The organism is Emergencia sp. 1XD21-10 (assembly GCF_009936045.1).
GTDB lineage: Bacteria > Bacillota > Clostridia > Peptostreptococcales > Anaerovoracaceae > Senimuribacter > Senimuribacter intestinalis.
In genome coordinates this window covers 78,155-105,022 of record NZ_QWEQ01000013.1, presented here as the reverse complement: position 1 = coordinate 105,022, position 26,868 = coordinate 78,155, and the positions used below count along the sequence as shown (strand labels likewise).

Below are 26,868 nucleotides of genomic sequence, written 5' to 3'. Positions count from 1 at the left end.
CTAATATTTATTATTTTTATGATTGCTTTTTTCGTTATTGTTGTTTATAATAATTGTAGAGTTTTTCTTAAAATATGTTTTGTGCTTGCATTCACGACGTATTTCTGAAAAGCTCTCTTTTATTCTAAAGAACAATCTTTCGACTCTAACTTTTCTCTTTTCCCAAATCCCCATTTTGAAATCTCATTTTCATCCTCAGCTCTCATACGCATCACTCCTTCCAAAGATAAAATCCCAATACCGACAGAAACGAATCAATTGCCAAATGATTTGATTCATTTTCTGACTTTTCTATATCATACTAAATTTCTGTAAATCTGTCAACTATTATATTGTTTTTCATAATACATTTTTTAAATATGATTGACACTACAGAAGTTTTTATATATACTTTGCATTGTAAGAAGACAACTTGTAAGGAGGCTTCTAAGTGGCCAGAGGTAGAAGTAGTTTTAAGATGGGAACAGTGGAGCTAATCGTTCTGTTCCTGCTGGAAAAAAGTGATTTATATGGTTATCAGCTGACAACGCTGATTGAGACGCTTTCCGACGGAAAGGTCGTTATTACAGAGAGTTCTCTATATCCAACACTTTATAAACTAAAGAATAACAACTTTATTACGGATATAGAGGTACCGATTGGAAAGAGACGTGTTCGCGTCTACTATCATTTGGAAGAGGCTGGCAGGAAGCGTCTTGCCGATTTACTGGAAGACTATGAAACCAACAGAATCGGTACAGATTTAATTCTCGCCTGTAAAAAACTGCCGGAGGAGTATTATGCAGCAGATTAGGGCTAAAGCACTCAAACAGTATTTCAAAGAAATAAAATTACTGCTTCCTATTTATTCTAAAGAGGAGAAAATATTTATTAACGACCTTAGAAAATCAGTCGACGAGTATATCGAATCCAATCCAAACTGCACCTATGAAGAAATTTTGGAGCGATTCGAGGAACCTGCTGATGTTGTTTTTAACTATATTTCCTGTTTAGACCAGCATGAGCTTTGCAAAAAGATTTCTCTGAGAAAAACGATTAAAAGAGCGATTATCATCATTGTTCTTGCCGCAATTGCGACATGTTCAATTAGAATTATTTTCCATTATATATCATATTTAGAATATAAAAACACTATCATAACACATGAAAGAGTTGTCATTGAATAGAAAGGGGACTTAAATATGAAAAAATTCACCACATTGCTCGCTATTATTAGCATGATTTTAGTACTTACATTGCAGCCTGCGTTTGCACAGAGCAACGTAATTTCTGTAGATATCGAAGAACTGCCTGACGGCAGCCGCTTCGTAACTGTAATAGAAAATGTGCCTACACCGGGCATTCAGCCTTTTGACAGAACCACTGAAACCAAATCTAAAACCGTATATTACGAAAATTCAGCAGGCAAATCCGTATGGTACGTCAGAGTTACCGGTACATTTACCTATGGAGATGGTACTGCCAGATGTACCTCTGCAACCCCATCTGCCGCATCTTTAGACTCAAACTGGAAAGTGTCCAATATTACAGGCGGTAAATCTGGAAATAAAGCGACAGCCACAGCAACCGGCACTCACTATCAAAACGGTACAGCAAGAGAAAGTATTACAAAAACCGTCACTTTAACCTGTGGTCCGACCGGTATGTTCTACTAATTATTTAGCGAATTACAAAATGTCATACTAAAAAACCTCCCGTTTAAACACCTTTCCTACGGGAGGTTTTCCTTTGAACAGATTTCTCAGCTGAAAGTTTAATAGACAAACTCTCCGTCTGCAATGATTTTTTTGCCATCCAAATACAGCGTAGGCTTCAAGATGATGCCATCCATATGGCAGTCTGCCTTATTTTTTCCGCCAAAAGAGGTATTGGTTCCAAAGGCGATATGTACCGTTCCATAGACTTTTTCATCTTCCAGTGTATTTCCACAGAGCAGCGCTTTTTCATTTGTGCCGATGCCAAGCTCAGCCACAATGCCGTTCTCCGGTTTAGTAAATAAGATTTCCAGTTTTTCAGAACCTGTGCCTGTGATTTTCTGAAGCTGACCGTCCTTCACTGTAACGTGAAGGGGCTCGACAAGCGTTCCAACGCCTACCATTGAACCGTCAATCAGAGTTTCACCATCACACCCGTCTTCCTTCGGTGCAATATACGCTTCTCCTGAGGGCAGGTTTCCGCTACTTCCACGATGTCTATATACGCCAGTACTTGGGACGCCATCTCTATTCTGCAGATTTAGCCTCATCACCAAACCATCCTTTTCAATTACAGCTTCGTTCGCCTCGGTGAGCATTTGCGTCAATTCCAACGTACGTTTTTCAACTTCTTTAAAATCAGCGGTAATTGCACCCTGTGTAAACATTTCCTCTGTAATACCCGGCATAGTACCTACACGGGCGCCTTTTTTGACGGCCTCTACTTTTGCACTCGTATGGGTTAGAGACTCTTCTGTGGGACAGATGATAACATCTGCACCCAGCATTGCATTTGCTACAGCCTCAGGAGGTTCCTCTCCGGAAACAGAGCGAGCTTCCATGGACATGAGAAGAGATTCGCACCCGAGTTCAAGACCCGCCTGATATAGGGCTTTTCCGATTTCGAATTTTAACGTATCGGTGATAACAAGCAGCGTCTCTTCCTTTTTTAAATCCATGCAACCTGTTAAAATGTCCTTTGATATTTCTATAAGTGATTTCATATTTGCTCCTTAAATCAGTTCTTTCAGCACAGCGGCAGAAAAAGTACGCGGAAGCAATACATTTTTACCGCTGCGGCTACAAAGGATATACTTCATCTCTGCGGAGTATCCCATGCAGTCCATCAGAATGCAGTCGCAGTCAATGTCTTTTAACGTAAGAGCCAGCGCCGCGAAATTCTCTTCGGCAGCAGTATACGGCGAGATAGAAAAAACGCTGGTCTCCATGCCGATACCTTCCCATTGCGCCATAGCCTCAGATTTCTGTTCCTCTTCGGGAACGAGAACTACAAGCCTTTTTCTATCACATATGGCGGGGATAATCGCCCTCAAAAGACGGTTTGGATATATCAGAGGAACATGTGCAGTGAGAAGATCTTTGAAATCTCCCGTACATAGGAACATAATCCCACTCACACCGCAAACTTCCAATTCATCGATACACCGCTGAAGATGCACGATAATTTTTTCTTCCGCCATGGAAACAGACCGCCCATCTCTAAGGGATGAAACAAGAACTGTGTCGCCAGACAGCGGTGCGATTTCCTCCAATTCTTCCTCTGAAAGGTTGTCCAAAGCCCCTTTCTGTAAAATTTCTATATCATCTCCGATTATTGGAAGAATGTCTTTCATGATATCATCTCTAGGGGACTGACCGATCGTGATAAAACCAATTTTCTTCATCTTACTTCATTCCCATTGTCTGCAGCTGCGTCATGGAGCCGTAGAGTTCTACTAAATGATTAAATTCGGCTTCGTCATAAAAACTGCACTGTTTTCTTCCATAGGCCTTGGCGGCTTCTAAGACAAATCTTATAGTCATCTCTACGTCTGCTGCGTGAGTTGCGCCGGTTCCGCATCCCGGAACAGGAACTTCCGTTGTAATTGCAACTCCAACAACAGGAGCGTTTGTGGAAACAGCAGGCTGCAGTACACTGTTCAAATGATACAGGTCATTTCCATAAGGGGTGATATCCTGTGTCGTAACAGGGAAAACCTTTGGCAGACGACCCGTCGTCATTTCCATTAAATCCAACAGATCTTCACTGGTTCGCAGAATATATCCCTCCTTTACCGTTGGAGAAATCGCAAAACCCATTGTATTGATGACTCTGTTTCCCTTTGTGGTATCGACAGTCAAAATTGCTTCCATTTCTTCACAAACCTCTTCATCATTGCACTGCTTCATGCTGATAGGAGAATCCATAAAGTCTACAGGTTCATGGGGTTCGGTAGGCGCATCGCTGCAGATGTGGGTAACCGCAATGACATCTCCTTCCAGTGTATCTCCTTTTTTCTGCATATCAAGAAGTTTTGCCGCTGCAGTCAACACCGTAAGCGCACCATCTCCATCAGATACAAAACCGATTCTCTCAGGTCTAGCACCTAGTCCCCCCAGACGGCCTATTAAGCCGAGGGTAGGGGCGTCGCCCCCTTTTATCCGTCCATTCGTTCCCGGAATCGTAACCTTTACCAAGTCGGTCTTTCCTTTATCTCCGTAAATTGTCTTCACTTCAACATCTGCATCCGATTTAATGGATCTAAAATAATTAGCCATTCTCTCACCATTTGCATGGATATCATCGAGAATATCATATACCTCAATCATTTGCTTGAATACCATTATGTACCTCCTGAAATTCGTTTTTAGTTAGTCGTTAAAATGTCAATACTCGGTATTGTTCTAATTTGCAGCACACGATCTGCGTTCTTCCTGTTTGTGTAATTCCGGTATTAATGTTCATTTTAGCAAACAGAAAAATCGAAAAGAATTGTATGTTCATATAAAATTCTTTATTAATTATTGTATGGACATATAATTCTATTTGCGATTTTTTGAGATTCTGTTATAATTATGACAGAATCAAGACGAAAAGGAAGGTTGCATATATGAAGGATATTACCGTATTAGATGTTCTGCACCTGCCAATCATGGCAAATGCAGAGCTGAAAGCTGGCCAGAACGGGCTATCTAACATCGTATCGTACGTTAATGTGCTGGATAACTATTATGATGAAACAGATTCAGAGTCTACACCAGTAAATTACGGGCAGAATCTATATTTGACGTCAATGGCTTACGGAGTGGACAACGAGAAATACATCAATGTGCTGATTCGGCATTTTATTGACATGAAGGTTTCCGCCCTTTTTATCATTGACGAATACTTGGACGAGCTTCCAGAAAGTGCATATGAATTAGCAAACACACACAAGCTTCCCATTATTTTTATCGACTCAAGTACCCCATATGCACTGATTATTTCTTCCATCATGGAGCTTAAACTATCCTATCATGAATCTGAACTTCATGAAAATCTAATCCATGAACTAGTTTCCTCCCAATGTAAAGAAGAGAGAAAACTAGAGATTATTCCTCTGCTCAATAAGAATTTTCATTCCTATATTAGAGCCTTTTACTGCGTCAATACCGACCTCTCCTCCAACAAAATCACAGCAATCAGCAACGAAGTATACTTGCTGAATAAAATCAGAGAAAACAAATTCGCCTTAGGATGCCACTATAAAAAAGGGATGTTGATTATCCGGTCCTATCACACTGCGGCAAATATTTCGTCCTGCGAAGATGAAATCCAGTTTATTCGCAGAATGCTGCCCAATGCAGTCATAGGAATCAGCGAGCTGCTTCCACTAAAGCAGTTAGACGAAGTGATTGTGCAGGCATCTATGGCAAGTTTATCCGGCGCACACGATATCAACGGCACAGTGTATTTCAGAGATATCGGATTATCAAAACTGCTCGTCAAACTCCTTTCAAATCCACTTCTTGAGGACTACTTTAATGAGTTATATTCGCCCATTGCTGAACATGACAAGAAATACCATTCCAACTTGATTGAAACAATGACAGCCTTTATTGAATGTGACCTTGATCATGTAAAAACGGGAAAACTGCTGCATATTCATGTTAATACGGTACGCTACCGCCTAAATAAAATTAGAGAGCTGATTCCGTATGGAAGGAGCTCTCTTGACTTTACGCAAACGCTGTATTTTCTGTACAAAATTATGAAAATGAAAGCGTTGACATAGCGCCTTGCGGCAACCTATTTCTTAAATAATCCAAGCATGGAAGTGGAGAAATCCCGAAGCGCGGATCCCACAAGAGCACCTGCGCCAAGGATTGCAAAAATGCTGTCTCTTTCAGGATTTTTATGGATAACAATCGCTCTGATTGAAATTGCAATCAGAATGACAACACCGGCCTCAGTCCATCCAACCAAAAAACCAGTTGCAAACAGAATTCCTGCCTGATGATTTCCGCCCAAAAGCTGAATCAGTGCACCTGGAATTGCCCAAATCGCAAGCCACTTCATTACTTCAACGGTAGATCCCGCTTCAATAGTCGACTGATAAACAAAGTTAATCGGCGCAAACATACCCTGATTGAAATAACCCTTCGCAAAAATTGCTACCATGACAAAGGCAACGCCAAACCCGAGCAATTCTGCATAGTACTGCTGTTTTCTTCCTACTTTTTCTAACTCCATATCTGCGCCTTTACCACGCAATATCCATCCTGCCTTTAAATCGTTTCCCATATCAGAGAAAGCCGGACCTGTAGCAGCTGTAAATCCTGCAAGAATTGCCAGCGGCAGTGTAGGGAAGCCAATCATCATACCAATAATCAAAAATAGCAGTGCAGTAGCAAATCCCGGAAACCAGCCTGAATGCATCGCGGAAACACCTACGATAAGCTCAGATACCAACGCTGCGACTGCAGCAAAGATGACCCATGCGATTAGCTTCACTATACCCATTTCATAGTACAGACCTGTCGCAATTGCAAGACCGATTGCAATAACAATATATGCAATAAAGCCTTTGCTCAAAGCGTTTTTCATATCACTGAGACTTGTTCCGAATCTGGATGCGGCAGAAGTTCCATTTTCTTCTTTTTTAAATAAAATTCGTGCACACTGCAATAAAGAAATAATTCCGGCACCAATCATCGCGCCATGACCAAGATAGGAAAGAGAAACGCTGTCGGCAAATGAGAAATCCGATCCGAAAATATCTGTTGCAAAAGTTCCGGTGTGACCTGCAAAGGTGAGAGAAAATTCGTTCGTAGATAAAATACCTTTCAACAAAGCACCTACACCAAAAGCACCCATCGCTACTAAACTTCCAACCCATACTACTCCAACTAAATCCATTGGAATTCCAATCATTGCACCAATCCATCCGGCAACAGAACCTACAAGCAGCAAAAGCGCTCGTTTTCCTTTGTCAGCCATAGCATAAATAGATTCGGCTACAGCAATTCCCGGAGGCCACGCACCTTCAGCCGGAAACATTGGAGATCCAAAGGACTTGTATAAAATCGTTGCATCCACAATAGTGGCAAGAGTTGCACCAATTAACATAGGAACCATCAACTGCGGCCATCCCATGATAACAGGGATACCCATAGTTAAGAACATACAATTTGCAGAAGCAAACGTCGCACCGGAAATCGTCGTCTGTACCAGATTCTGCCGGTGAATGTTTTTAAAAGGTTTTAGCCATCTGAGAGGAATTTGCGCAATAAGAATAGCAAAAATAGCGCCGACAATAGATGTATCTGGTGTAGTACCTGTATGAATCTGTACCTGAAGTCCTACAATACACCCGAGAATCGCAACAATAATAGCAACAACAAAAACTGCAGGCTCTTTTACTTTTGGCATCTGATCTGCAGTAATCTTATGTCTGTCAATTTCTTTTTGTTCCTCAAGCAGAATATTGTTCTGCTTACTTTCTGTGTTATTCATAACTTTCTCCTTTTGTTTTGATTCACAAATCAAACTGCTAACGAGAACATTATGAATATTGACATTTTAACTAAATTTAATGTATCATGGCTTCGATTTGGTGTCAAGGACTTTTTGAAATTTCAAAAAATATAGGTTGACTTTCGCCTCTGAACCCAGTATACTGGCAGTGTGTAATTCCGGTACTTGCATTATTACATGGAGGTACCACTAATATGTTAGTAAATCTTGAAGATGTTAAGAAAATTGCAATCGGAAGTCTCTTTCTCGGCGGAGGCGGTGGCGGAGATATTCGTGAAGGTCTTTCAACCGCAAGGCGCGCTTTGGAATTGGGAGAAGTGCAGATTATTCCCCTTTCCGAAGTCAGCGAAAAGGAAGGCGTCATTCTTACCATATCCGGCGTTGGCTCTCCCGCATCGGATACCGCTTACTATTCAGAGGACGTTTACGAAAAAATTCTTTATCTAATTCAATCTCAGGAAAAGAAAAAAATTATAGGTTTTATTCCCTGCGAAATGGGTGCTTCATCTTCTTTTGAGCCCTTTATTCCAGCTGCTCGCTTAAATATTCCCGTCATTAATTCTGCCTGTGACGGCAGAGCACATCCCTTTGGGATTATGGGATCTCTGGGTCTTGAGAAAGGTGATAAAAATATCACGGTGCAAGCTGGGGCTGGTGGCAGAGAATCTACCAATACATATGTTGAAGTACTTTTAACCGGCTCCATAGAAACTACCTCTGACCTGATCAGAAACGCCGCAGCAAAGGCAGGCGGCGCTATAGCTGTCGCAAGAAATCCTGTCGCTCCGTCATGGCTTGAAACTTCCGGTGCAACGGGAGCATATGATTTAGCATACAGACTGGGCGAAGCATATTTAACTGGAAAAACAGTGGAAGAAAAGATTGCAGCAGCATGTTCCGTAGTAGAAGGAAATATAATTTGCCAGGGCAGGGTAGAGAATCACACTCTCTGCACTGAAAACGCGTTGGATCATGGTTCTTTTACAGTTTGCAGCGAAAACGACAAATATCAGCTATACTTTTTTAATGAATATATGGCCGTTGATAAAAATGGGGAAAGGCTGCAAACGTTCCCTGATTTGATTACAACGATAGATACACAAACGGGAGAAATTCTGACTACTGCACAAATTGAAAATGGCTGCAATATTACAGTAGTTGCCGCATCAAAAGAGCATATGCTGCTTGGAAAAGGTCTTTTATACCGAGACGTATATCAGAGAATCGAAAACATTCTAAATATCGAAATGCAAAAATATATTGATGAAATTTATATTGATTGAGAGGAGCGCTGATGAAACTTTTATTTTTAATCCCTGTGACTGCGGAATATGAGAACAAAAAAACTGATATTCTTTCATATCTTCAGCCCTATCTTCATCCAGATACAGTCATCGAATTTGCACAAATTCCGCAAGGATACACTTCTATTGAATCGGATTTACAGGATATTTACAACGGCTGGCAAACTGTAAATCTGGTAAAAACGCTGAGTAAATCCTACGATGGCATATATGTGAATTGCTTTGATGATCCGGGCGTATCTGCTTGCAGAGAACTTGCCATTACTCCCGTTATCGGTCCATATCAGGCGGCAATACATTCTGCGCTGATTCTCGCAGATAAAATTGGTATTATTACCACCGACACAGCGGGAATTATTCACGAAGAACGAAAGGCAAAGCAAATAGGTATGCTGGACCATATCGCCTCTATTATCCCTGTTGATTTAGAAGTAAACGATATTCGTGAACAGGCGAATTTCCTGATAGACAGACTGCTTTCTATCTGCAAAAAAATGTCTGACGATTACGGCATCAAGGCAGTTTGCCTGGGATGTACTGGAATGTTTTATATTGCAAATACCCTCAATGCAAGGCTGAAAGAGGAGCACATAAATATAACCGTTATCGAACCCATGGCAAATGCTATAAAATTCCTGGAAACTATGGTTATGCTGGGATATGACAATTCCGTTTCTATCAGTCCACAGATTGCTTCAGCTAAAATTTTAAGGCTGTAAATACAAAACCTTAAAGAGCCGCAAATTTATGCGGCTCTTTTCTAGTGTTTCAGTTCCTCCTGAAACCGGCTGATAATATTTTTCTCAGCCCGCGACACGGTCATCTGGGAAACGCCGAGAGCCTTTGCAATTTCTGCTTGAGAGCGGTTATGGATAAACCGCTGCTTGCATATGTAAAGCTGCTGCTCACTGAAAGTAGCCATGACCTTTTTGATAATCTCAGAGATTTCAATCCGTTCATAGCCTTTTTCCACAAAACCGGCATACTTTTCGAGAAGCGGACTTTCCCCATCTTCTCCCATGTCATCAAAGGTTTTATCAAGAGAATAAGTACCGTAAGCCTGGGAACTTTCCTGTGCCTCGATAATCTGCTCCTTTGAAAAGCCTGTAGCCTTGCTGATTTCTTCCACCGTCGGTTTACGATGATACTCCGTGTAAAGTGTTTCCTTAGTTTCCTGCACCTTCGCGGCAATCTCTTTCAGGCGGCGGGGAACCTTTAAACTCCATTGCTTGTCCCGGAAATATTTTTTGATTTCTCCCAAAATAGTTGGTGTTGCAAAAGAGCTGAACTCATATCCTTTTTCCGGATCAAAGCGCTCCACAGCAGAAACAAGAGCAAGAGCGCCAACCTGATAAAGATCGTCATATTCTACGCCTTTTCCTAGATATTTCCGAATCAGAATGTCTACCATGTAAAGATGTTTTTCTACAATTTCGTTACGAAGTTCTCTGGTGGGATTGTCTTTGTATTTGATAAACAATTCTTGTTCCATCATAAATATTTCACCATTTTTATTGACTTTTGTCCGTTCTCTAAAACATTAATTTCTACTTCATTCATCAGTGTTTGAATAACATAAACACCGATATTTCCTTCAGTTGGGCAGTTTTTGCAAGGTTTATGCAGTTTTTCAAGGGTATGATTTTCACATCTGTCTTCTATGATGATTTCAATCCTCCCTTCCTCTACGCTGCATTGCAGTTCGTACTTGTCGGAAAATCCGTCAAAACCATGGCAGGATACCAGTTTGCAAGCCTCCGATACAGCTGTTTTTATATCTTCAGCTCCATCAAGATCAAAGCCTGCAGTTACTGCTACCGAGCTGATTGCAAGACGCAGCATTGTCAGATATTCCGGTTTTCCCGGTATTGTAAATTTTAACTGATCCATTTAAATAACTCCTCTATCAGCATAATTTTTATAAATCCAATAACTGGCTGTGAATGTACATATATTCGCAAAAAATCCCAAAAATATGCATAACGCTCTGCATATTTTTTTAAAAACTTTCAAAAATATTTACAGTCAAAGCTGTTGAAAGGCAATTTCATTGTTCATTCGGCAGCTTTTTTAGTTCTTAGCTGCGCAAATGTGCATATTAAAGGCATTTTTTCTTAAAATATGCACACAGGAGTGCATATTATCGACAAAATCCTCCAAAATATGTACAGAAAAATATAAGTGAAAAGAAACGATGTGCAGCGCCAAAAAGAAGAAAGCTGTCGCTCCATCTAAACGAATCTTTAAACTGTGCGACAGCCTTTTATTTTTAATTACAGAGTAAGCTGTTCGTCACCGTCTTCTTTCGGTGCTTCTTCCTTTGCAGGTTTTTCTTTTACTTCCTCTTCCTCATCTTCTTTGATTACTTTTGCCATAGCGACAATTTTTACTTCGTCTTCGACCTTCATAATCTTTACACCCTGGGTTGCTCTGCCCAGTTTGGATACTTCTCCAGCTCTGATTCTGATGATGATTCCATCTGAATTAATCATCAGAGCTTCGTCATCTTCATCGACAACCATTGCACCGATAAGAGCACCGGTCTTTTTGAACTTGGATTTATCATAAGTCAAAAGACCTTTACCGCCGCGCACCTGAATCTTATAGTCTTCTACAGGAGTTCTTTTACCGTAACCATTTTCTGTTACTACCAGCAGCTCCTGACCCGGTTCAACAAGTTCCATTGCTACAACTTCATCATCTTTTTCAAGCTTAATTGCACGAACACCACCGGCAATTCTACCCATGCTTCTTACATCTTCTTCAGAGAAGCAGATACATTTACCATTTTTGGTTACTATGATTACATTGTTGCTTCCAGTAGTTTCTTTGATACCGATTAACTGGTCGTCATCCTTTAAGTTGATAGCAATAAGACCAGTCTTTCTCTGCGTATCAAACTGAGAAAGCGGTGTCTTCTTAATCGTACCGTTCTTAGTTACAGCAATGAGGAATTTATCATCTGCAAATTCCTGTACCGGAATAATTGCTGTAATTCTTTCTCTCTGCATCAGATTCAGGAAGTTGACAGCCGGCGTACCCTTAGCTGTTCTTGTCGCTTCTGGAATTTCAAATGCTTTAATCTTATGCGCTTTTCCTGTATTGGTAAAGAACATGAGATAGTCGTGAGTAGAGGTCATAATCAGGTCTTTTACAAAGTCGTTTTCTCTGGTCGTAATGCCTGTAATGCCCTTACCGCCACGTCTCTGTGCTTTATAGGTGTCAGCCGGAACTCTCTTGATATATCCAAGATGCGTCAAAGTAATCGCTACTTTTTCTTCTGCAACTAAGTCTTCATCGTCAAATTCATCTACATCTGCAACCATCTTGGTTCTTCTGTCATCACCGTATTTTTCTTTGATTTCCAGAAGTTCATCTTTTACAACACCCATGAGCAGTTTTTCATCAGCAAGCAGCGAATTAAAGTAAGCGATTCTTTCCATCAGCTCAGCATACTCTTTGTCGATTTTTTCTCTTTCCAGTCCTTGCAGTCTGGCAAGTCTCATATCCAAAATTGCCTGAGCCTGAATTTCTGAAAGTCCGAAACGTTCCATCAACTTTTCTCTTGCGTCATTATATGCGCTTCTGATGATTTTAATAATTTCATCAATATTATCAAGAGCGATACGCAGACCTTCTAAGATGTGGGCTCTGGCTTCGGCTTTTTTCAGGTCAAATTGAGTTCTTCTGGTTACAACTTCCTTCTGGAATTTCAAGTACTCTGAAATAATGTCATAGAGATTAAGAACCTTTGGACGACCGTCTACCAAAGCAATCATAATCATGCTGTAGCTTTCCTGCAGCTGTGTATGCTTATATAATCTGTTCAGCGTAATCTGAGGATTTGCATCTCTCTTCAGTTCGATGACGATACGCATACCGTTACGATTGGATTCATCTCGGATTGCAGAAATGCCTTCGATTCTCTTATCCTTTACAAGTTCTGCCATCTTTTCGATGAGTCTAGCTTTGTTTACCTGATAAGGAATTTCCGTTACAATAATTTGTGAACGCCCTCTATCAGTTTCTTCAATTTCGCAACAGGAACGAACCTTTACCTTACCGATACCGGTTTTGTAGGCTTCTCTTACGCCGTTCTTTCCAAGGATAGTCGCACCCGTTGGAAAATCTGGTCCTTTGACATATTTCATCAAATCTTCTACAGTTGCTTCTTCGTTATCAATCAACTCTACTGTAGCATCGATGACTTCACTGAGATTATGCGGCGGAATGGAAGTTGCCATACCTACGGCGATACCGTTGGAACCATTTACTAAAAGGTTAGGAAATCTACTTGGCAGCACTACTGGTTCTTTTTCTTCACCGTCAAAATTATCTACAAAGTTTACCGTTTCTTTTTCAATATCCCTGATCATCTGCAGAGAAAACGGCGTCATTCTTGCTTCTGTATAACGCATTGCAGCGGCGCCGTCACCATCGACGGAACCGAAGTTTCCGTGACCATCTACCAACATATATCTGGTAGAAAAATCTTGTGCCAGTCTTACCATAGCATCGTAAATAGAGCTATCGCCGTGTGGGTGATATTTACCCATTACTTCACCGACAATACGGGCGGATTTTTTATGCGGTTTATCCGGTGTAACGCCCAGCTGGCTCATACCGTAAAGAATTCTTCTGTGAACCGGCTTCAGTCCGTCTCTGACATCAGGAAGGGCACGTCCTACAATAACACTCATGGAGTAGTCGATGTAGGATTTTTTCATTTCTTTAGATATCTCATGCTGTTCTAATTTTGTATCTTCTAATAATGTATTCATATTTTTGCCCTCCTTTCTTAAATGTCAAGTTCTGCTAAGTGTGCATTATCTTCGATAAATTTCTTTCTAGGCGGAACCTTATCTCCCATCAACACTGTAAATACTTCGTCTGCAGCTGCAGCATCGTCGATGGTAATCTGAATTAAGGTTCTGTTATTGTAGTCCATCGTGGTTTCCCAAAGCTGATGGAAGTCCATTTCACCAAGACCCTTGTATCTCTGAATGTCTATTTTACCTGCTTTTCCGTCTTCCTTCAGCTTTGCCATCAGTCTGTCCTGCTCAGGTTCACTGTACGTATAGTAAACCTCTTTGCCTCTTTTTGTCAGGAAAAGCGGCGGTTTTGCAGCATAAACATAACCACCTTCGATCAATGGCGTCATATATCTGAAGAAGAAAGTCAGCAACAGCGTTCTGATGTGCGCACCGTCGACGTCGGCATCGGTCATGATGATAATTTTGTGATATCTCAGCTTGTTTTCATCAAATTCGTTGCCGATACCACAGCCAAACGCAGTAATCATATTCTTGATTTCATCAGAATTTAAAATCTTGTCCAGTCTTGCTTTTTCTACATTTAAGATTTTACCACGAAGCGGAAGAACAGCCTGTCTCAATCTGTCACGACCTTGCTTTGCGCTGCCACCTGCGGAGTCACCCTCGACTAAGAAAATCTCAGACTTTGCCGGATCCTTTTCAGAACAATCGGCTAGTTTTCCTGGCAAAGCAATACTGTCAAGAGCACTTTTTCGTCTTGTCAATTCTCTTGCTTTTCTTGCAGCTTCTCTGGCTCTTGATGCACGGAGACATTTTTCTAATATAACTTTCGCCTGAGTTGGATTTTCTTCAAGGAAAGCTGTTAAATTTTCACTGGTAGAAGTTTCTACGAAACCTCTCATCTCAGTATTTCCCAGCTTTGTCTTAGTCTGTCCTTCAAACTGAGGTTCTGTCAGTTTTACAGATACGATGGCTGTAATACCTTCTCTTACGTCTTCGCCGGCAAGGGAATCGTCATTGTCTTTTAAAATCTTATTTTTTCTTGCATAGTCGTTGAATACTCTTGTAAGCGCTGTACGGAAGCCTGCCATATGGGTACCGCCTTCTGTAGTACTAATATTATTGGCATAAGAAAGAACCATTTCGTTATACCGATCAGTATACTGCATGGCAACTTCAAGTTCCATATCCTTTTTGCTTACTTCAAAATAGATGATTTCCTCATGGAGGGCATCTTTATTATTATTCAGATGCTTTACAAATTCCTTCAGACCGCCTTCATAATGGAAAACTTCTTTCTTTTTCTTTCCTTCTCTTTCATCAGAAAGAACAATCTTAATTCCCTTGTTAAGGAACGCCATTTCTCTAAGTCTGTGCTGCAGAGTATCATAATCGTACTCTGTAGTTTCCTGAAAAATTTCAGGATCCGGCCAGAAAATTGTCTTAGAACCTGTCTTCTTGGATTCCCCTACGATTGCGAGAGGTGCAACAGTTTTACCTCTTTCATATTCCTGTCTGTAAATGTTTCCGTTTCTCTTAACTTCTACTTCCATTCTAGTAGAAAGGGCATTAACAACGGAAGCACCTACACCGTGCAGACCGCCGGAAACCTTATATCCTCCTCCGCCGAATTTACCGCCGGCATGAAGGACTGTATGAATAACTTCCACAGCTGGAATGCCAAGTTTCGGGTGATTATCAACCGGCATACCTCGACCGTCATCTTCTACCATAATAGAATTATCTTTCTGAATGGTTACATTGATAGATTTACAGTAACCAGCAAGTGCTTCGTCCACACTGTTGTCAACAATTTCGTATACCAGATGATGGAGCCCTCTAGGTCCGGTACTGCCTATGTACATACCAGGTCTTTTACGAACTGCTTCAAGACCCTCCAGTACCTGAATTTGGGCGGCGTCATACTGATTTTGATTTTTCTCTTCTTTGCTCATCTTACACCCACCTTATATCAATTTTTATTTTCTCTGTTAATTTTAAGCGCTTTTTCCATTATACACTAAAACAAGCGATTTTACAAGAAAATAAGTGTATTTTATCATTTTCACCTTAACTCTATTAAAAAAGCCGCAGAAACGTTAATTTAGTACGAAAAAACCTATTAAAAACTGTCGATATATATCGTAATTCTTAATAGGTTTAATTTTCTCTCATTTCCCCTTTCTCGATGTAAATCACTTTTGCTTCGGGAAAGGATTTTAAAATTTCACCGGAAATATCAGTCGTAGTAATAAAAAGCTGATTATTTTTCAAGGTTTTGATTAGATATTCCTGTCTTTCAATATCCAGTTCACTCATCACATCGTCAAGGAGCAGAATCGCATCTTCTTCGGTTTCTTCTTTAATCAGATTCAGCTCAGCCAGCTTCAGTGAAAGAGCACAGGTACGCTGCTGACCCTGAGAACCAAAACTTCTCATATCAATCCCATTGACATAAAATGAAATATCATCTTTATGAGGTCCTTTTGTAGTAGTGCGCTGGCGAAAATCATTTTTAAAGGCTTTTTTGATTTCATCATAAAAAAAACCTTCCAAATCTTCTAGCGATTCCATATATGCAACATTAGGATTATACTCCAGAAAAAGACTCTCTTTTCCATTAGTAATGCTGCTGTGGATCTTTCCACTGAAATTACTGATTTTTTTGATGAACTTTTCTCTAATATGAATGATTCGTGCGCCGTAATGAGCAAGCTGGGTATCCCACAAATCCAAAATGCTGCTATCTATATTTTCTTCTTTCAGATAAGTGTTTCGCTGAACCAATGTTTTCTTATAGTTAGTCAAGCTGTCATAATAGAGAGGTTGTATCTGACAAAGCTCTCTATCTATGAACTTTCTTCTCTTTTCCGGCTCATCTTTGACGATTTTCAAATCCTCCGGCGAAAAAATTACAATCAGGATATTTTCAAGAAGTTCAGACGTTCGTTTGATATTGATGCCGTCTTTTTTTATGGATTTCTTGGCGTCTTTTTTAATGGTAATTTCTACAGAAGTGTCAAAGACTTCTTTTTCAGCTTCTACCTTAACTTTTGCTATGGATTGATCAAATTTTACAAGATCGCTGTCCTTATTGGTTCTAAAAGATTTACCAATAGAAGTAATGTATATACTTTCCAGTAAATTAGTCTTTCCCTGGGCGTTATTACCCAGGAAAAGATTTACATTTTTATTAAAATCCACTTTTAAATGGTTATAATTTCTAAAATTAGTTAACTCTATATTTTTAATGTACATAATTAATTGTTGGTGATTCTAACAGGAAGAATCAAGTATTCAAATGCTTCCCCTTCAATTGGCTCTACAAGGCAAGGGGTAATTGGTGTGTTGAAGTACATATATACTTCTTCATCATCGATAGATTTCATCACGTCGAGGACATATTTTGCATTGAATCCGATATCCAAATCTTCTCCTTCTTTAGAAATGATAACTTCTTCTTTTACATTTCCCTCTTCAGACTTAGAAGTGATGGTAACGATGGTATCTTTGATGGACATTTTAATGAGATTGTTCTTTCCTTCTTTAGAAAGCAAGGAAGCTCTTTCTATACTTTCCATCAAATCTCCTTTGTTGACTTTCACTTTTATTTTATTGTCTTTTGGAAGCACATCCTTGTATTTGATGAACTCACCGTCAAGAAGTCTGAGGACAACCTTTACGCTGCCAATCATAAAGATAGCTTTTTTATCACTCATGAAAAGTTTTACATTTTCATCTTCTTCTGATGCATCACTTAAAATCTTACTGATTTCGTTCATAATTTTTGCAGAAATAATGACGTTCTTTTCTTCTTTATTAATCATAGCTTCTCTGGTGATTGCCATTCTGTAGCCATCGATTGCAACCATGTTTATACCATCTGCTAAAAGCTCAATAAGAATACCTGTAATAACACCTTTTGATTCATCAATGCTGGCAGCAAAAGATGTTTTTCTAATCATCTCTTTTAAAATTGTTTTATTGAATACGATATTGTCTTGATTTTCTTCTATATCTTTTATATTTGGAAATTCATCAGGAGAAAGACCTATGATACTGAACTGAGAATTCATGCATTTGATGATTACATTTCCTTCTTCCTGTTCCACACTGACATCGGCATTAGGAAGCTTTCTGATAATATCGCCAAAAAGTTTTGACTGTACTACAATGGAACCGCTTTCGGTGTTTTCAACTTCAATTGTTTCTTCTATCGTAATATCTAAATCTGAGGCTGACATTTTTAATGTGCCGTTATCAGATACTTCTAAAAGGATACCTTTTAAAATTGGAATAGTGGTTCTCGATGTGACCGCTTTGGACACGATATTTAATGCTTTGGTGAGAACTGATTGGTTGCATGTGAATTTCATACTTAAAACCTCCGAAATGCCATCTTTTTCTTATATTAATTTAGTAGTAATAGTAGTAGGGGCTGTGGATTCTGTGGATAACTTTTCTGCCCCTTGCAATATCTTAAAAATTTAAAGTTAAAAATTTGTGGATAAGCTGTAAAAGTTATTCAGAAATATCCTTTTTTAGGTTTTCTATAATTTCTTTGACTGATTCATTGCTTTTTATTTCATCCTGAATTTTGTCACAGGCATGCATAACTGTAGTGTAGTGTCTGCCGCCAAAGAGATTTCCAATCTTAGGAAGGGAATAATCGGTTAATTCTCTACAGAGATACATGGCAATCTGTCTTGGAAATGCAATATTGCTGGTTCTCTTAGAGCTCTCCATATCAGAAACCTTGATTTTAAAGTATCTGCTGACAATTGTTTTGATTTTCTCAGGAGTAGGACTGGTTCCGTTGTTTTGAATGATGTCCTTGAGAATTCTTTTTGCAAAGGTTTTATCGATTTTTTCTTCCATAAGGGTGGAAAAACTAACGATTCTATTAAAGGCACCTTCCAGTTCTCTGATGTTATCTTTGATTTTTTCAGCGATGAGACAAATGACTTCGTATAATTCGTCGTCCATTTCAATGTTGGCATTTTCTGCTTTTTTCATTAAAATTGCAACTCTGGTTTCATAGTCAGCCGGCTGTAAATCAGCAATCAGGTTCCACATAAATCTGGATCTCAGTCGTTCTTCCAGTTTGTCCAGTTTATTCGGCGCCCGGTCACTGGAAATGACAATCTGCTTATTTAGATCATACAGAGAATTAAAGGTATGGAAGAATTCTTCCTGCATGGTATCTTTTCCCTCCAGGAACTGAATATCATCGATGAGAAGAACATCGACTTTTCTGTATTTGTTTTTAAATTCTCTGGTTTTGTTTTCTCCCAGCGCCTTGATAAACTCATTGGTAAACATCTCGGAAGATACGTAGAGAACGTTGAGATTCTCGTTGTTTTCCAGAAGATAAATACCAATAGCATTCATCAGATGCGTTTTTCCAAGTCCGGAACCGCCATAGATGAACAGCGGGTTATATGCTTCCGATGGAGATTCGGCAACGGCAAGGGCTGCTGCATGGGCATACTTATTGCTGCCGCCTACAACAAAATTATCAAAGGTGTATCTTGGATTAAAAATTTTCTGCTTGCGCAGCTTTGGATCCATTAAAACTGGCTGCTGCGGAGCCTCCTCCTTACTGGATTCATAGTCGCTGCTATTTTTGATTACAACGCGGTATTCTTCTCCGGTTACAGTTTTGAAACTGGACTCAATCAGCTGTAAATAACGGTCTTTTAAAACTTTGATAATGAAATCTTCATCGGTTTCTAAATAGACGATTTTTACATTTTTGTCAATGTTGTTGATTTTAAGTGGTTTAAACCAGGTATTATAGCTGATTGATGTTGTATTTTCTTCAATGATATTTAAAACTTGATTCCATATACTTTTCATTTTCTGCCCTCAATTTCATGGTGTAGTTTTATTGTACCTAATAAGTTATCCATATACAAGTACAAATTTAAAAGGTTGAAAAATAAAATTTCCATATAGTTATCCATATCTTGTGGATAATTTTACGCACATACCTGTTTTTATATAGCAGCATGGCAATTTAAGAACAAAAAAAGACAAAATCATTGACAAGCCAAGCCTTTGTAAGTATAATAGTAGGGCATATGTGCGCATATTGGAATTTAGATTGCGTATGAGTTTACAATTTATAAGGAGGTAAAACCAATGAAACAGACTTATCAGCCTAAAAAAAGACAGAGAATGAAAGAGCACGGCTTCAGAAAAAGAATGAGCACCAAGAATGGCAGAAACGTTCTTAAGAGAAGAAGAGCAAAAGGCAGAAAAAAATTAACTGCTTAATTTTGAAATGCTTAAAAAAAATGTTTTAAGAAGAAAAAGTGACTTTACGTCTATTTATAATAGAGGTAAATCTGTAGGGGACAGATATGTGGTCGTTTTTTACAGAAAAAATAACCTTCCCTACACCAGAAAAGCTTTTTTAGCTAGCAAGAAAGTTGGCAATAGTGTCAAAAGAAATAGAGCCAGACGTTTAATGAAAGAAAGTTTTAGACTGACAGATTTTAGAATTCCGGAAGGCTATGATTTGATTTTTATTGCTAGAAATACTATTGTCAACGCTAAGTGCCAAGATGTGAAGAAGTCTTTAGAATCAGCACTGAAAAGAACCGGGGTAACGAAAAAAGCATGAAATATATCAGCAGATTTTTTAAAGGAATCATGATTTTCCTGATTCGGGTATATCAGAAATGTATTTCGCCCTTGTTTCCGCCTACCTGTAGGTTTTATCCTACTTGCTCCACCTATTTTATACAGGCTCTGCAAAAATACGGGGCAATCAAAGGTAGTTACTTAGGAATAAAACGAATTTTAAAGTGTCATCCGGGAAATCCCGGCGGCTATGACCCTTTAAAATAACGGAGGAAATTTAATGTTTATCTTTAACATATTAGCTACTCCTTTGGGATGGCTTCTGACGCAGCTGTATAATATCATTGGAAATTACGGCATTTGTTTGATTATTGTTACCTTAATCGTGAAAATTGCCCTTTATCCAGTGTATAAGAAACAGATTTTTTCGACTGCGGGTATGGCTGAAATGCAGCCAAAGATTCAGGAGCTTCAGAGGAGATATGCAAATCAAAAAGAAGTTCTGAATGAAAAGATGGCAGAGCTTTACAAAGAGGAAGGTTTTAACCCTATGAGCGGTTGTCTGCCTATGATTGTGCAGATGATTATCATTATGGGACTCTTTGCACTGCTCAGAAACCCTATGATTTTTATTTCGGATGAAAGTATGTATTTTGCAATACATGAACCATTTTTGTGGATTAAAGATCTAAGTCAGCCTGATTTGTGGATTTTGCCAATAGCGGCTGGTATTGCTACTTTCTTCTCTTTCTGGATGAATCAGCAGACCAATCCTAATCAGATGGCTGGAGGTAACTTCATGACTAACATGATGAAGTACTTCTTCCCGATTATGATTGTATGGTTAGCAAGATCTTATCCTTCTGGGCTTGCAATTTACTGGTTTATGAGTCAGTTTATTCAGATTTTCTTTAATTTGCGTTTTAACATGCTTAGAAAGGCTCTGAAAGAAAATAAAAAAAATAACAAAAAGAAAAAGAAGTAGTAAGAGCTATGGAGGAAAAAATTAATATGGAGTTTTCGGAAAAATGGGGAACCGATGTGGAAACAGCTGTAAAGCTGGCATTGGATGAACTCAAATTGACCATAGACGAAGTTGATGTAAAGGTTTTAGAAGAACCTTCCAGAGGTTTTTTTGGAATTGGTTCTAAACTGGCATTAGTCAGAGTTGAGAAGAAGAAACCGGTAGAAGAACCAAAAGAAAAGCCTGCTGTAAAAGAAGTAGTTTCTGAAGTAAAGAAACCGGCTTCTGAAGAAATCAAAAAACCAAAGGCTGAGGCGAGAAAAGCGCCAAAAACTGAGAAGACTGAAAAAAAGGCAAGACCTGAGAGAAAATCTTCTGTAGAAAAAGAAGCAGGAGAACTTTTTCCCGTAGAAAATCATATCGCCCTGGAATTTCTTTATGAAGTAACAGAGCAGATGGGTTTAGAAATTGAAATATCTGCAAGAGCAAATGAAGAAAATGTATTTATTGATATTCAGGGTAAAGACTCTGGTACCATCATCGGTAAAAGAGGACAAACCCTTGATGCAATTCAGTATTTAACAAGTCTGGTTGTAAATAAAGATACAGAAAACTACATTAGAGTCGTTGTCGATGCAGAGAATTACAGAGCTAAAAGAGAAAAGACTCTCGAAAAATTAGCAAATAGACTTGCCGACAAAGTAGTAAAAACTAAGAGAAGTGTAAGACTTGAACCGATGAATCCTTATGAACGTAAGGTTATTCATGCAACTCTTCAGCATAATTCCCGCGTTACAACAAGAAGCGAGGGACAAGATCCGTACAGAAGGGTTATCATTGAGCTCAAATAATTTATAGCCCGCAGCAGATGCGGGCTTCTTTTTTCAAGGAGAAATAAATGGAAGATACAATTGCTGCAATTGCAACCGCACCAGGAGAGGGCGGTATTGGAATTATCAGAATCAGTGGAGAACATGCTTATAATATATTAAGACGTGTATTTCGTCCTGCACATCCTGAATCCTTAGAAAATAGAAAAATGTCCTATGGACATATACTAAATCCACAGACAAATAGTATCATAGATGAAGTACTTTGTGTCTATATGAAAGGTCCAAAGACCTATACTACAGAGGATGTGGTAGAAATCAACTGCCATGGTGGCATGGTGCCGCTGCGCAAGACTTTGGAACTGGTACTGCAAAGTGGTGCAAGAATGGCAGAGCCGGGAGAGTTTACCAAGCGTGCATTTTTAAATGGTCGTCTGGATTTGTCTCAGGCAGAGGCTGTTATCGATGTGATTCGCGCAAAGACCGATAAGACCTTTGATGTTGCAATGAATCAGCTGGAAGGCGTATTTTCTGGTACCATTAAAGAGATTAGAAAAAAACTGGTAGATATTTTAGTAAATGTCACAGTCAATATAGATTATCCTGATGAGGATATCGAAGAAATTACTTATGAAAAGTTAGAAAAGGATTTAATAGAAGTAAAATCTGAAGTGAATCGTTTGCTGGCAAGCGCAGAAACAGGAAGAATGATAAAGGATGGACTTGCAGTAGCAATTATAGGAAAACCTAACGTTGGAAAATCTTCACTGATGAATAGTCTTCTTCGTGAGTCCAGAGCTATTGTAACTGAAATTCCTGGAACTACCAGAGATACCATTGAAGAGTATCTCAGTGTAAAGGGAATCCCTGTAAGACTGACCGATACCGCCGGCATCAGAGAAACCAGTGATATTATAGAGCAAATTGGTATTGAAAAATCAAAGGAGTCTTTCAATCAAGCCGATTTAGTTATTTTCATTTTAGACTGCAGTAAAGATTTTTCTGCGGAAGACAGAGAAATTATGGAGCAAATTGATGAAAAGAAAACAATTGTAGTTTTAAATAAAATTGATCTCCCTGCGAAAATTGATGAAAGTGCAGTTAGAGACATTTTACCAAATGCTTATGTGATGAAAACTTCTATGGAAACGCAAGAGGGAATCGGTGACATCGAAGAAAAAATTGTTTCTATGGTGTATGATGGAAAGGTGAGTCAAAATAATAGTCTCATCGTAACTAATGTAAGACATAAAGATATTTTGGTTAAAGCTGAAAAATCTTTGGGTGATGCTATTAATATGACACAGATGGGAGAGGCTTTAGAGTTTATTGAAATTGACATTAACAGCGCCTACGCATCTCTTGGTGAGATTATAGGCGAGACAGTTCAGGATGATATTATCAATGAAGTTTTTTCAAGATTTTGTTTAGGAAAGTAAGTTAGGAGAAATATGGAACAAGTATTTATGGGTGAATACGATATTATTGTTGTTGGTGCAGGTCACGCAGGATGTGAAGCTGCACTGGCTTCTGCACGTATGGGTAATCGCACAATGCTGTTTACCATTAATCTGGAAGCAATCGCCATGATGCCTTGCAATCCATCTATTGGAGGAACTGGTAAAGGTCACTTGGTTCGAGAAATTGATGCTCTTGGCGGCGAAATGGGAAAAAATATTGATAAAACCTTTATACAAAGCAGAATGTTAAATACAGCAAAAGGACCGGCGGTGCACTCGCTGCGTGCGCAGGCTGATAAACATAGATATCATACCGAAATGAAGAAAACCATAGAACAGCAGGAAAATCTGCATGTAAAGCAGGCTGAAATTGTGGATTTGATCATAGAAGAGGGAAAAGTATGCGGTGTAGTTACAATGACGCATACATATTATAAGGCGAAGGCAGTGGTGCTGGCTACAGGCACGTTCTTGCGCGGTAAAATTTTTATTGGAGACAGCGCTTATGCAAGCGGTCCAAATGGACTCGCACCTTCTATAGAGCTGGCAGATAATCTGAAAAAACATGGCATGAAGCTGCGCAGATTCAAAACCGGAACACCGGCAAGAGCGCTTGCTTCTACCTTTGATTATACAAAGATGACAGAACAGAAAGGCGATGAAAGAATTGTACCTTTTTCTTTTATGAACGATGAACTGGAAAAAGAACAGGTTTCTTGCTGGCTCACTTACACCAATGAAGAAACCCATACTGTAATTCGAAATAACTTTCATCGATCTGCTTTATTTGGAGGACAAATAGAAGGTGTAGGACCTAGATATTGTCCATCTATCGAAGATAAAATTAACAGGTTTGCAGATAAAGAGAGACATCAGACATTTATTGAGCCAGAGGGACTGGATACTGAAGAAATGTATATCCAAGGTATGTCTTCCAGTTTACCTGAAGATGTACAAGAGAAATTTTATCATACTATACCAGGACTTGAAAATATTATTATAACAAGACCTGCTTATGCAATTGAATATGATTGCATTGACCCACTTGATTTAAAGCCTAATTTAGAAAATAGAATGATTAAGAATTTATTTTGCGCTGGCCAGTTTAATGGAAGTTCCGGTTATGAGGAAGCAGCTGCACAGGGATTGTTGGCGGGAATCAACGCTTCCTTGGAAATAAATGGAAAAGAACCGCTTGTTCTGGACAGAAGTGAGGCTTATATTGGCGTTCTCATCGACGATCTCGTGACTAAAGGTACAAATGAACCTTACAGAATTATGACCAGCAGAGCGGAATATAGGCTGGTTTTGAGGCAAGACAATGCAGATTTGCGTTTAACGGAAAAATCTTACAGGTTAGGATTGGCAGATAAAGAAAGATATGACAAATTTCTCGAAAAGAAGAGAATCGTTGAAGAAGAACGTCAGAGAATGGAAACGACTTATATTTATCCGAAAGATGCGAATGCCTTTTTAGAAAGTGTAGGCAGCGCACCGCTGCAGAATAAGGCAACTTTGGCAGAACTTCTGAAACGGCCAGAAGTAACCTATGAAAATATGGCAGTGATAGATTTTTCTCGAAGAGTGCTGACTTCTCATGCAAAGACTCAGCTGGAAGTGCAGATCAAATATGAAGGATATATTGCCAAGCAAATGGCGCAGATTGAAAAGTTTAAAAAACTTGAGAATAAGGCCCTTGATGAGAAACTAGACTATACTGACATTGAAGGACTTCGTCTGGAAGCAGTGCAGAAGCTGAACCAGCTGAAACCTAGATCAGTAGGGCAGGCATCTCGCATTTCCGGTGTATCCCCGGCAGATATTAATGTAATTTTAGTTTATTTAGAAAAGATTAGAAGAAAGAAAGCATAATATGAAAGCATTAACTGAAGCATTTGAACAATTGCAGATTCCATGGGAACAGGATATGGAAGAGAAATTTGTCGGCTATATGGAAGGCATTTTGGAATGGAACGAAAAGATTAATCTGACTGCGATTAAAGACAGAGATGAATTTATAGTAAAGCATTTGGTCGATTCCATACTTTGCGTTGGTTTTCCAGAATACCAAAACAGTGAGAGCATCATAGATGTAGGGACAGGAGCAGGGTTTCCGGGTGTACCCCTTTCTATCGTTAGTCCTGATAAGGGGTTCCTTTTGGCGGATTCTCTGAACAAAAGATTGAAAGTAATCGACGATTTGACTGGCAAGCTGGGAATATATAATGTTGAAACGATTCATGGAAGAGCAGAAGAGCTAGCAAGAAATAAGAATTACAGGGCGCGATTTGATCTTTGTGTTTCCAGAGCTGTTGCTAATATGGCAGTACTTGCAGAATATTGTCTTCCTTTTATCAGAAAGGGTGGATATCTCCTTGCATATAAAGGACCTGATGCAGAAGAGGAACTGAAGAATGCGGAAAAAGCTATTAAAATACTTGGCGGAAAAATTATACGAATAGAATCAACGCCGCTGGAAGGATACGAACATAATATAGTCGTAATTGAAAAGATTAAAGATACTCCTGCGAAATATCCTAGAAAAGCAGGAACTCCGGTGAAAGAGCCCATATTGTGATAGAATATGGGTTTTTTTGTTGGGCATTTTTTCTACATTTCCCTGGAAAACATGGTATGCTGTTATTAGGAAAAGAAAGGGGGATTATATGTTACAAAGGAAAAGTGTAGAACTGCCCATAGGTTCTATCAGAGCCAATCCGGAGCAACCGAGAAAGCATTTTGCGGAAGAGGAATTGAACGATCTTAAAAATTCTATTGCTGAATATGGGGTATTGCAGCCGATAATTGTCAAAAAAGATAAAAGTGGGTCTTTTTTTCTTATTGCAGGGGAGAGAAGACTTCGTGCTGCAAAGCTTGCAGGGCTCACGAAGATACCAGCTCTAATTAAAGACTTCGACGATAAGGATACAGCATTGATTGCGGTAGTAGAAAATGTTCAAAGAGAGAATCTCAGCTACATAGAAGAAGCTTATGCTTATAGAAAACTGATCGAGGATTTTGGTCTGACACAAGGAGAACTTTCTGAGAAGATTGGAAAGCGCCAGTCTACAATTTCTAACAAATTGAGAATCCTTACGCTTCCACCTGATATACAGCAAAAGCTGATTGAAGCAAAGCTGACGGAACGACACGCCAGAGCGCTGCTTAAAATAGAGGATTCAGTAATTCGAGAAAAAATTCTTCAAAGGGTAATCAGTCACAATCTCAATGTAAAGCAGACAGAAAAACTGATTGATGATTATCTGACAAAAGATGAAGCAGAATATAGGAACAGAAGAAAAATTAATTATATCAGCTATAAAATTTATACTAACACAATTCGAAAAGCTTTTGCACAAATTCACGATATGGAGGAGAATTCTAAGATGACAGAAGAGGATAAGGGTGCATATATAGAACTAAAAATCGTGATACCAAAAAATCAATGATGTTTCA

The 26,868-nt window shown here is 39.1% G+C and carries 26 protein-coding genes; 15 read left to right on the top strand and 11 right to left on the bottom strand.

Annotation, left to right across the window (positions count from 1 at the left end):
- Positions 1-430 precede the first annotated feature (430 nt).
- The 3 genes from D1151_RS09930 to D1151_RS09920 are packed head-to-tail and all read left to right on the top strand — an operon-like array spanning position 431 to position 1,655.
- Positions 431-793, top strand: coding sequence for a PadR family transcriptional regulator (locus D1151_RS09930; protein WP_161908797.1), 363 nt, complete (start codon positions 431-433; stop codon positions 791-793).
- Positions 780-1,166: a DUF6120 family protein gene (locus D1151_RS09925; protein WP_161908796.1), complete on the top strand. Its 387-nt coding sequence runs from the start codon at positions 780-782 to the stop codon at positions 1,164-1,166. The genes D1151_RS09930 and D1151_RS09925 overlap by 14 nt, the downstream gene beginning before the upstream one ends.
- Positions 1,167-1,181: 15 nt before the next feature.
- Positions 1,182-1,655 carry a DUF2083 domain-containing protein gene (locus tag D1151_RS09920; protein WP_161908795.1) on the top strand — a complete coding sequence of 158 codons (474 nt, stop codon included), beginning with the start codon at positions 1,182-1,184 and terminating at the stop codon, positions 1,653-1,655.
- 98 nt (positions 1,656-1,753) lie between these two features.
- On the opposite strand, the gene D1151_RS09915 is transcribed toward D1151_RS09920, so the two are convergent.
- Genes D1151_RS09915 through D1151_RS09905 form a run of 3 tightly spaced genes read right to left on the bottom strand, consistent with a single transcriptional unit; the run spans position 1,754 to position 4,319 of the window.
- Positions 1,754-2,698, bottom strand: coding sequence for an aminopeptidase (locus tag D1151_RS09915; protein WP_161908794.1), 945 nt, complete (start codon positions 2,696-2,698; stop codon positions 1,754-1,756).
- 9 nt (positions 2,699-2,707) lie between these two features.
- A complete protein-coding gene (locus tag D1151_RS09910; RefSeq protein WP_161908793.1) occupies positions 2,708-3,379 on the bottom strand; it encodes an AroM family protein in 672 nt (223 codons plus the stop codon).
- A gap of 1 nt (position 3,380) precedes the next feature.
- Positions 3,381-4,319 carry a DUF1177 domain-containing protein gene (locus D1151_RS09905; RefSeq protein WP_160201017.1) on the bottom strand — a complete coding sequence of 313 codons (939 nt, stop codon included), beginning with the start codon at positions 4,317-4,319 and terminating at the stop codon, positions 3,381-3,383.
- A 266-nt stretch (positions 4,320-4,585) separates the two neighbouring features.
- Between D1151_RS09905 and D1151_RS09900 the strand changes: the two genes are divergently transcribed.
- Positions 4,586-5,749 carry a PucR family transcriptional regulator gene (locus D1151_RS09900; RefSeq protein WP_161908792.1) on the top strand — a complete coding sequence of 388 codons (1,164 nt, stop codon included), beginning with the start codon at positions 4,586-4,588 and terminating at the stop codon, positions 5,747-5,749.
- A gap of 14 nt (positions 5,750-5,763) precedes the next feature.
- On the opposite strand, the gene D1151_RS09895 is transcribed toward D1151_RS09900, so the two are convergent.
- Positions 5,764-7,470 carry an OPT/YSL family transporter gene (locus D1151_RS09895; protein WP_243151196.1) on the bottom strand — a complete coding sequence of 569 codons (1,707 nt, stop codon included), beginning with the start codon at positions 7,468-7,470 and terminating at the stop codon, positions 5,764-5,766.
- Between the two features lie 215 nt (positions 7,471-7,685).
- Here D1151_RS09895 and D1151_RS09890 point away from each other — a divergent pair, with 215 nt between their 5' ends.
- Together D1151_RS09890 and D1151_RS09885 are read left to right on the top strand one after the other, a co-directional pair.
- On the top strand, positions 7,686-8,774 hold the full coding sequence (locus D1151_RS09890) for a DUF917 family protein (protein WP_161908791.1): 1,089 nt from the start codon (positions 7,686-7,688) through the stop codon (positions 8,772-8,774).
- 11 nt (positions 8,775-8,785) lie between these two features.
- Positions 8,786-9,514 carry an aspartate/glutamate racemase family protein gene (locus tag D1151_RS09885; RefSeq protein WP_161908790.1) on the top strand — a complete coding sequence of 243 codons (729 nt, stop codon included), beginning with the start codon at positions 8,786-8,788 and terminating at the stop codon, positions 9,512-9,514.
- 41 nt (positions 9,515-9,555) lie between these two features.
- On the opposite strand, the gene D1151_RS09880 is transcribed toward D1151_RS09885, so the two are convergent.
- The 7 genes from D1151_RS09880 to dnaA all read right to left on the bottom strand — a co-directional run bounded on the left by D1151_RS09880 (position 9,556) and on the right by dnaA (position 19,429).
- Complete coding sequence (locus D1151_RS09880; RefSeq protein ID WP_160201013.1) at positions 9,556-10,290, bottom strand: sigma-70 family RNA polymerase sigma factor; 735 nt, start codon at positions 10,288-10,290, stop codon at positions 9,556-9,558.
- Complete coding sequence (locus D1151_RS09875; protein ID WP_160201012.1) at positions 10,287-10,685, bottom strand: ATP-binding protein; 399 nt, start codon at positions 10,683-10,685, stop codon at positions 10,287-10,289. Before D1151_RS09875 ends, D1151_RS09880 begins: the two co-directional genes overlap by 4 nt.
- 383 nt (positions 10,686-11,068) lie before the next feature.
- Positions 11,069-13,576 carry a DNA gyrase subunit A gene (gene gyrA / locus D1151_RS09870; protein ID WP_161908789.1) on the bottom strand — a complete coding sequence of 836 codons (2,508 nt, stop codon included), beginning with the start codon at positions 13,574-13,576 and terminating at the stop codon, positions 11,069-11,071.
- Between the two features lie 17 nt (positions 13,577-13,593).
- The gene (gene gyrB, locus D1151_RS09865; RefSeq protein ID WP_160201010.1) at positions 13,594-15,525 is read right to left on the bottom strand and encodes a DNA topoisomerase (ATP-hydrolyzing) subunit B; all 1,932 of its coding nucleotides are present in this window, start codon (positions 15,523-15,525) and stop codon (positions 13,594-13,596) included.
- A gap of 205 nt (positions 15,526-15,730) precedes the next feature.
- Positions 15,731-16,828 carry a DNA replication/repair protein RecF gene (gene recF, locus D1151_RS09860; RefSeq protein WP_161908788.1) on the bottom strand — a complete coding sequence of 366 codons (1,098 nt, stop codon included), beginning with the start codon at positions 16,826-16,828 and terminating at the stop codon, positions 15,731-15,733.
- Positions 16,829-16,830: 2 nt separating this feature from the next.
- Positions 16,831-17,946: a DNA polymerase III subunit beta gene (gene dnaN / locus D1151_RS09855; protein WP_161908787.1), complete on the bottom strand. Its 1,116-nt coding sequence runs from the start codon at positions 17,944-17,946 to the stop codon at positions 16,831-16,833.
- A gap of 145 nt (positions 17,947-18,091) precedes the next feature.
- Positions 18,092-19,429 (bottom strand): chromosomal replication initiator protein DnaA, encoded by a 1,338-nt coding sequence (dnaA, locus tag D1151_RS09850; protein ID WP_160201007.1) that lies wholly within the window; start codon positions 19,427-19,429, stop codon positions 18,092-18,094.
- Between the two features lie 285 nt (positions 19,430-19,714).
- On the opposite strand from dnaA, the gene rpmH reads away from it, so the two are divergent.
- The 9 genes from rpmH to D1151_RS09805 all read left to right on the top strand — a co-directional run bounded on the left by rpmH (position 19,715) and on the right by D1151_RS09805 (position 26,861).
- A complete protein-coding gene (gene rpmH, locus D1151_RS09845; RefSeq protein ID WP_160201006.1) occupies positions 19,715-19,849 on the top strand; it encodes a 50S ribosomal protein L34 in 135 nt (44 codons plus the stop codon).
- A gap of 7 nt (positions 19,850-19,856) precedes the next feature.
- Positions 19,857-20,198, top strand: coding sequence for a ribonuclease P protein component (gene rnpA / locus D1151_RS09840; protein WP_161908786.1), 342 nt, complete (start codon positions 19,857-19,859; stop codon positions 20,196-20,198).
- Complete coding sequence (yidD, locus tag D1151_RS09835) at positions 20,195-20,425, top strand: membrane protein insertion efficiency factor YidD (protein WP_160201004.1); 231 nt, start codon at positions 20,195-20,197, stop codon at positions 20,423-20,425. The genes rnpA and yidD overlap by 4 nt, the downstream gene beginning before the upstream one ends.
- 13 nt (positions 20,426-20,438) lie before the next feature.
- Complete coding sequence (locus D1151_RS09830; RefSeq protein ID WP_160201003.1) at positions 20,439-21,143, top strand: YidC/Oxa1 family membrane protein insertase; 705 nt, start codon at positions 20,439-20,441, stop codon at positions 21,141-21,143.
- A gap of 8 nt (positions 21,144-21,151) precedes the next feature.
- A complete protein-coding gene (jag, locus tag D1151_RS09825; RefSeq protein ID WP_161908785.1) occupies positions 21,152-21,973 on the top strand; it encodes an RNA-binding cell elongation regulator Jag/EloR in 822 nt (273 codons plus the stop codon).
- A gap of 47 nt (positions 21,974-22,020) precedes the next feature.
- Positions 22,021-23,391 carry a tRNA uridine-5-carboxymethylaminomethyl(34) synthesis GTPase MnmE gene (mnmE, locus tag D1151_RS09820; protein WP_161908784.1) on the top strand — a complete coding sequence of 457 codons (1,371 nt, stop codon included), beginning with the start codon at positions 22,021-22,023 and terminating at the stop codon, positions 23,389-23,391.
- A gap of 12 nt (positions 23,392-23,403) precedes the next feature.
- Positions 23,404-25,284: a tRNA uridine-5-carboxymethylaminomethyl(34) synthesis enzyme MnmG gene (gene mnmG, locus D1151_RS09815; RefSeq protein ID WP_160201000.1), complete on the top strand. Its 1,881-nt coding sequence runs from the start codon at positions 23,404-23,406 to the stop codon at positions 25,282-25,284.
- 1 nt (position 25,285) lies between these two features.
- On the top strand, positions 25,286-25,990 hold the full coding sequence (gene rsmG / locus D1151_RS09810; protein ID WP_161908783.1) for a 16S rRNA (guanine(527)-N(7))-methyltransferase RsmG: 705 nt from the start codon (positions 25,286-25,288) through the stop codon (positions 25,988-25,990).
- Between the two features lie 88 nt (positions 25,991-26,078).
- On the top strand, positions 26,079-26,861 hold the full coding sequence (locus D1151_RS09805; protein ID WP_160200998.1) for a ParB/RepB/Spo0J family partition protein: 783 nt from the start codon (positions 26,079-26,081) through the stop codon (positions 26,859-26,861).
- The last annotated feature ends 7 nt before the right edge of the window (positions 26,862-26,868 follow it).

Coding starts and splice junctions, on each gene's coding strand:
- D1151_RS09925 (WP_161908796.1), top strand. CDS start 780: ATGCAGCAGATTAGGGCTAAAGCACTCAAACAGTATTTCAAAGAAATA.
- D1151_RS09920 (WP_161908795.1), top strand. CDS start 1,182: ATGAAAAAATTCACCACATTGCTCGCTATTATTAGCATGATTTTAGTA.
- D1151_RS09915 (WP_161908794.1), bottom strand. CDS start 2,698: ATGAAATCACTTATAGAAATATCAAAGGACATTTTAACAGGTTGCATG.
- D1151_RS09910 (WP_161908793.1), bottom strand. CDS start 3,379: ATGAAGAAAATTGGTTTTATCACGATCGGTCAGTCCCCTAGAGATGAT.
- D1151_RS09905 (WP_160201017.1), bottom strand. CDS start 4,319: ATGGTATTCAAGCAAATGATTGAGGTATATGATATTCTCGATGATATC.
- D1151_RS09900 (WP_161908792.1), top strand. CDS start 4,586: ATGAAGGATATTACCGTATTAGATGTTCTGCACCTGCCAATCATGGCA.
- D1151_RS09895 (WP_243151196.1), bottom strand. CDS start 7,470: ATGAATAACACAGAAAGTAAGCAGAACAATATTCTGCTTGAGGAACAA.
- D1151_RS09890 (WP_161908791.1), top strand. CDS start 7,686: ATGTTAGTAAATCTTGAAGATGTTAAGAAAATTGCAATCGGAAGTCTC.
- D1151_RS09885 (WP_161908790.1), top strand. CDS start 8,786: ATGAAACTTTTATTTTTAATCCCTGTGACTGCGGAATATGAGAACAAA.
- D1151_RS09880 (WP_160201013.1), bottom strand. CDS start 10,290: ATGATGGAACAAGAATTGTTTATCAAATACAAAGACAATCCCACCAGA.
- D1151_RS09875 (WP_160201012.1), bottom strand. CDS start 10,685: ATGGATCAGTTAAAATTTACAATACCGGGAAAACCGGAATATCTGACA.
- gyrA (WP_161908789.1), bottom strand. CDS start 13,576: ATGAATACATTATTAGAAGATACAAAATTAGAACAGCATGAGATATCT.
- gyrB (WP_160201010.1), bottom strand. CDS start 15,525: ATGAGCAAAGAAGAGAAAAATCAAAATCAGTATGACGCCGCCCAAATT.
- recF (WP_161908788.1), bottom strand. CDS start 16,828: ATGTACATTAAAAATATAGAGTTAACTAATTTTAGAAATTATAACCAT.
- dnaN (WP_161908787.1), bottom strand. CDS start 17,946: ATGAAATTCACATGCAACCAATCAGTTCTCACCAAAGCATTAAATATC.
- dnaA (WP_160201007.1), bottom strand. CDS start 19,429: ATGAAAAGTATATGGAATCAAGTTTTAAATATCATTGAAGAAAATACA.
- rpmH (WP_160201006.1), top strand. CDS start 19,715: ATGAAACAGACTTATCAGCCTAAAAAAAGACAGAGAATGAAAGAGCAC.
- rnpA (WP_161908786.1), top strand. CDS start 19,857: ATGCTTAAAAAAAATGTTTTAAGAAGAAAAAGTGACTTTACGTCTATT.
- yidD (WP_160201004.1), top strand. CDS start 20,195: ATGAAATATATCAGCAGATTTTTTAAAGGAATCATGATTTTCCTGATT.
- D1151_RS09830 (WP_160201003.1), top strand. CDS start 20,439: ATGTTTATCTTTAACATATTAGCTACTCCTTTGGGATGGCTTCTGACG.
- jag (WP_161908785.1), top strand. CDS start 21,152: ATGGAGGAAAAAATTAATATGGAGTTTTCGGAAAAATGGGGAACCGAT.
- mnmE (WP_161908784.1), top strand. CDS start 22,021: ATGGAAGATACAATTGCTGCAATTGCAACCGCACCAGGAGAGGGCGGT.
- mnmG (WP_160201000.1), top strand. CDS start 23,404: ATGGAACAAGTATTTATGGGTGAATACGATATTATTGTTGTTGGTGCA.
- rsmG (WP_161908783.1), top strand. CDS start 25,286: ATGAAAGCATTAACTGAAGCATTTGAACAATTGCAGATTCCATGGGAA.
- D1151_RS09805 (WP_160200998.1), top strand. CDS start 26,079: ATGTTACAAAGGAAAAGTGTAGAACTGCCCATAGGTTCTATCAGAGCC.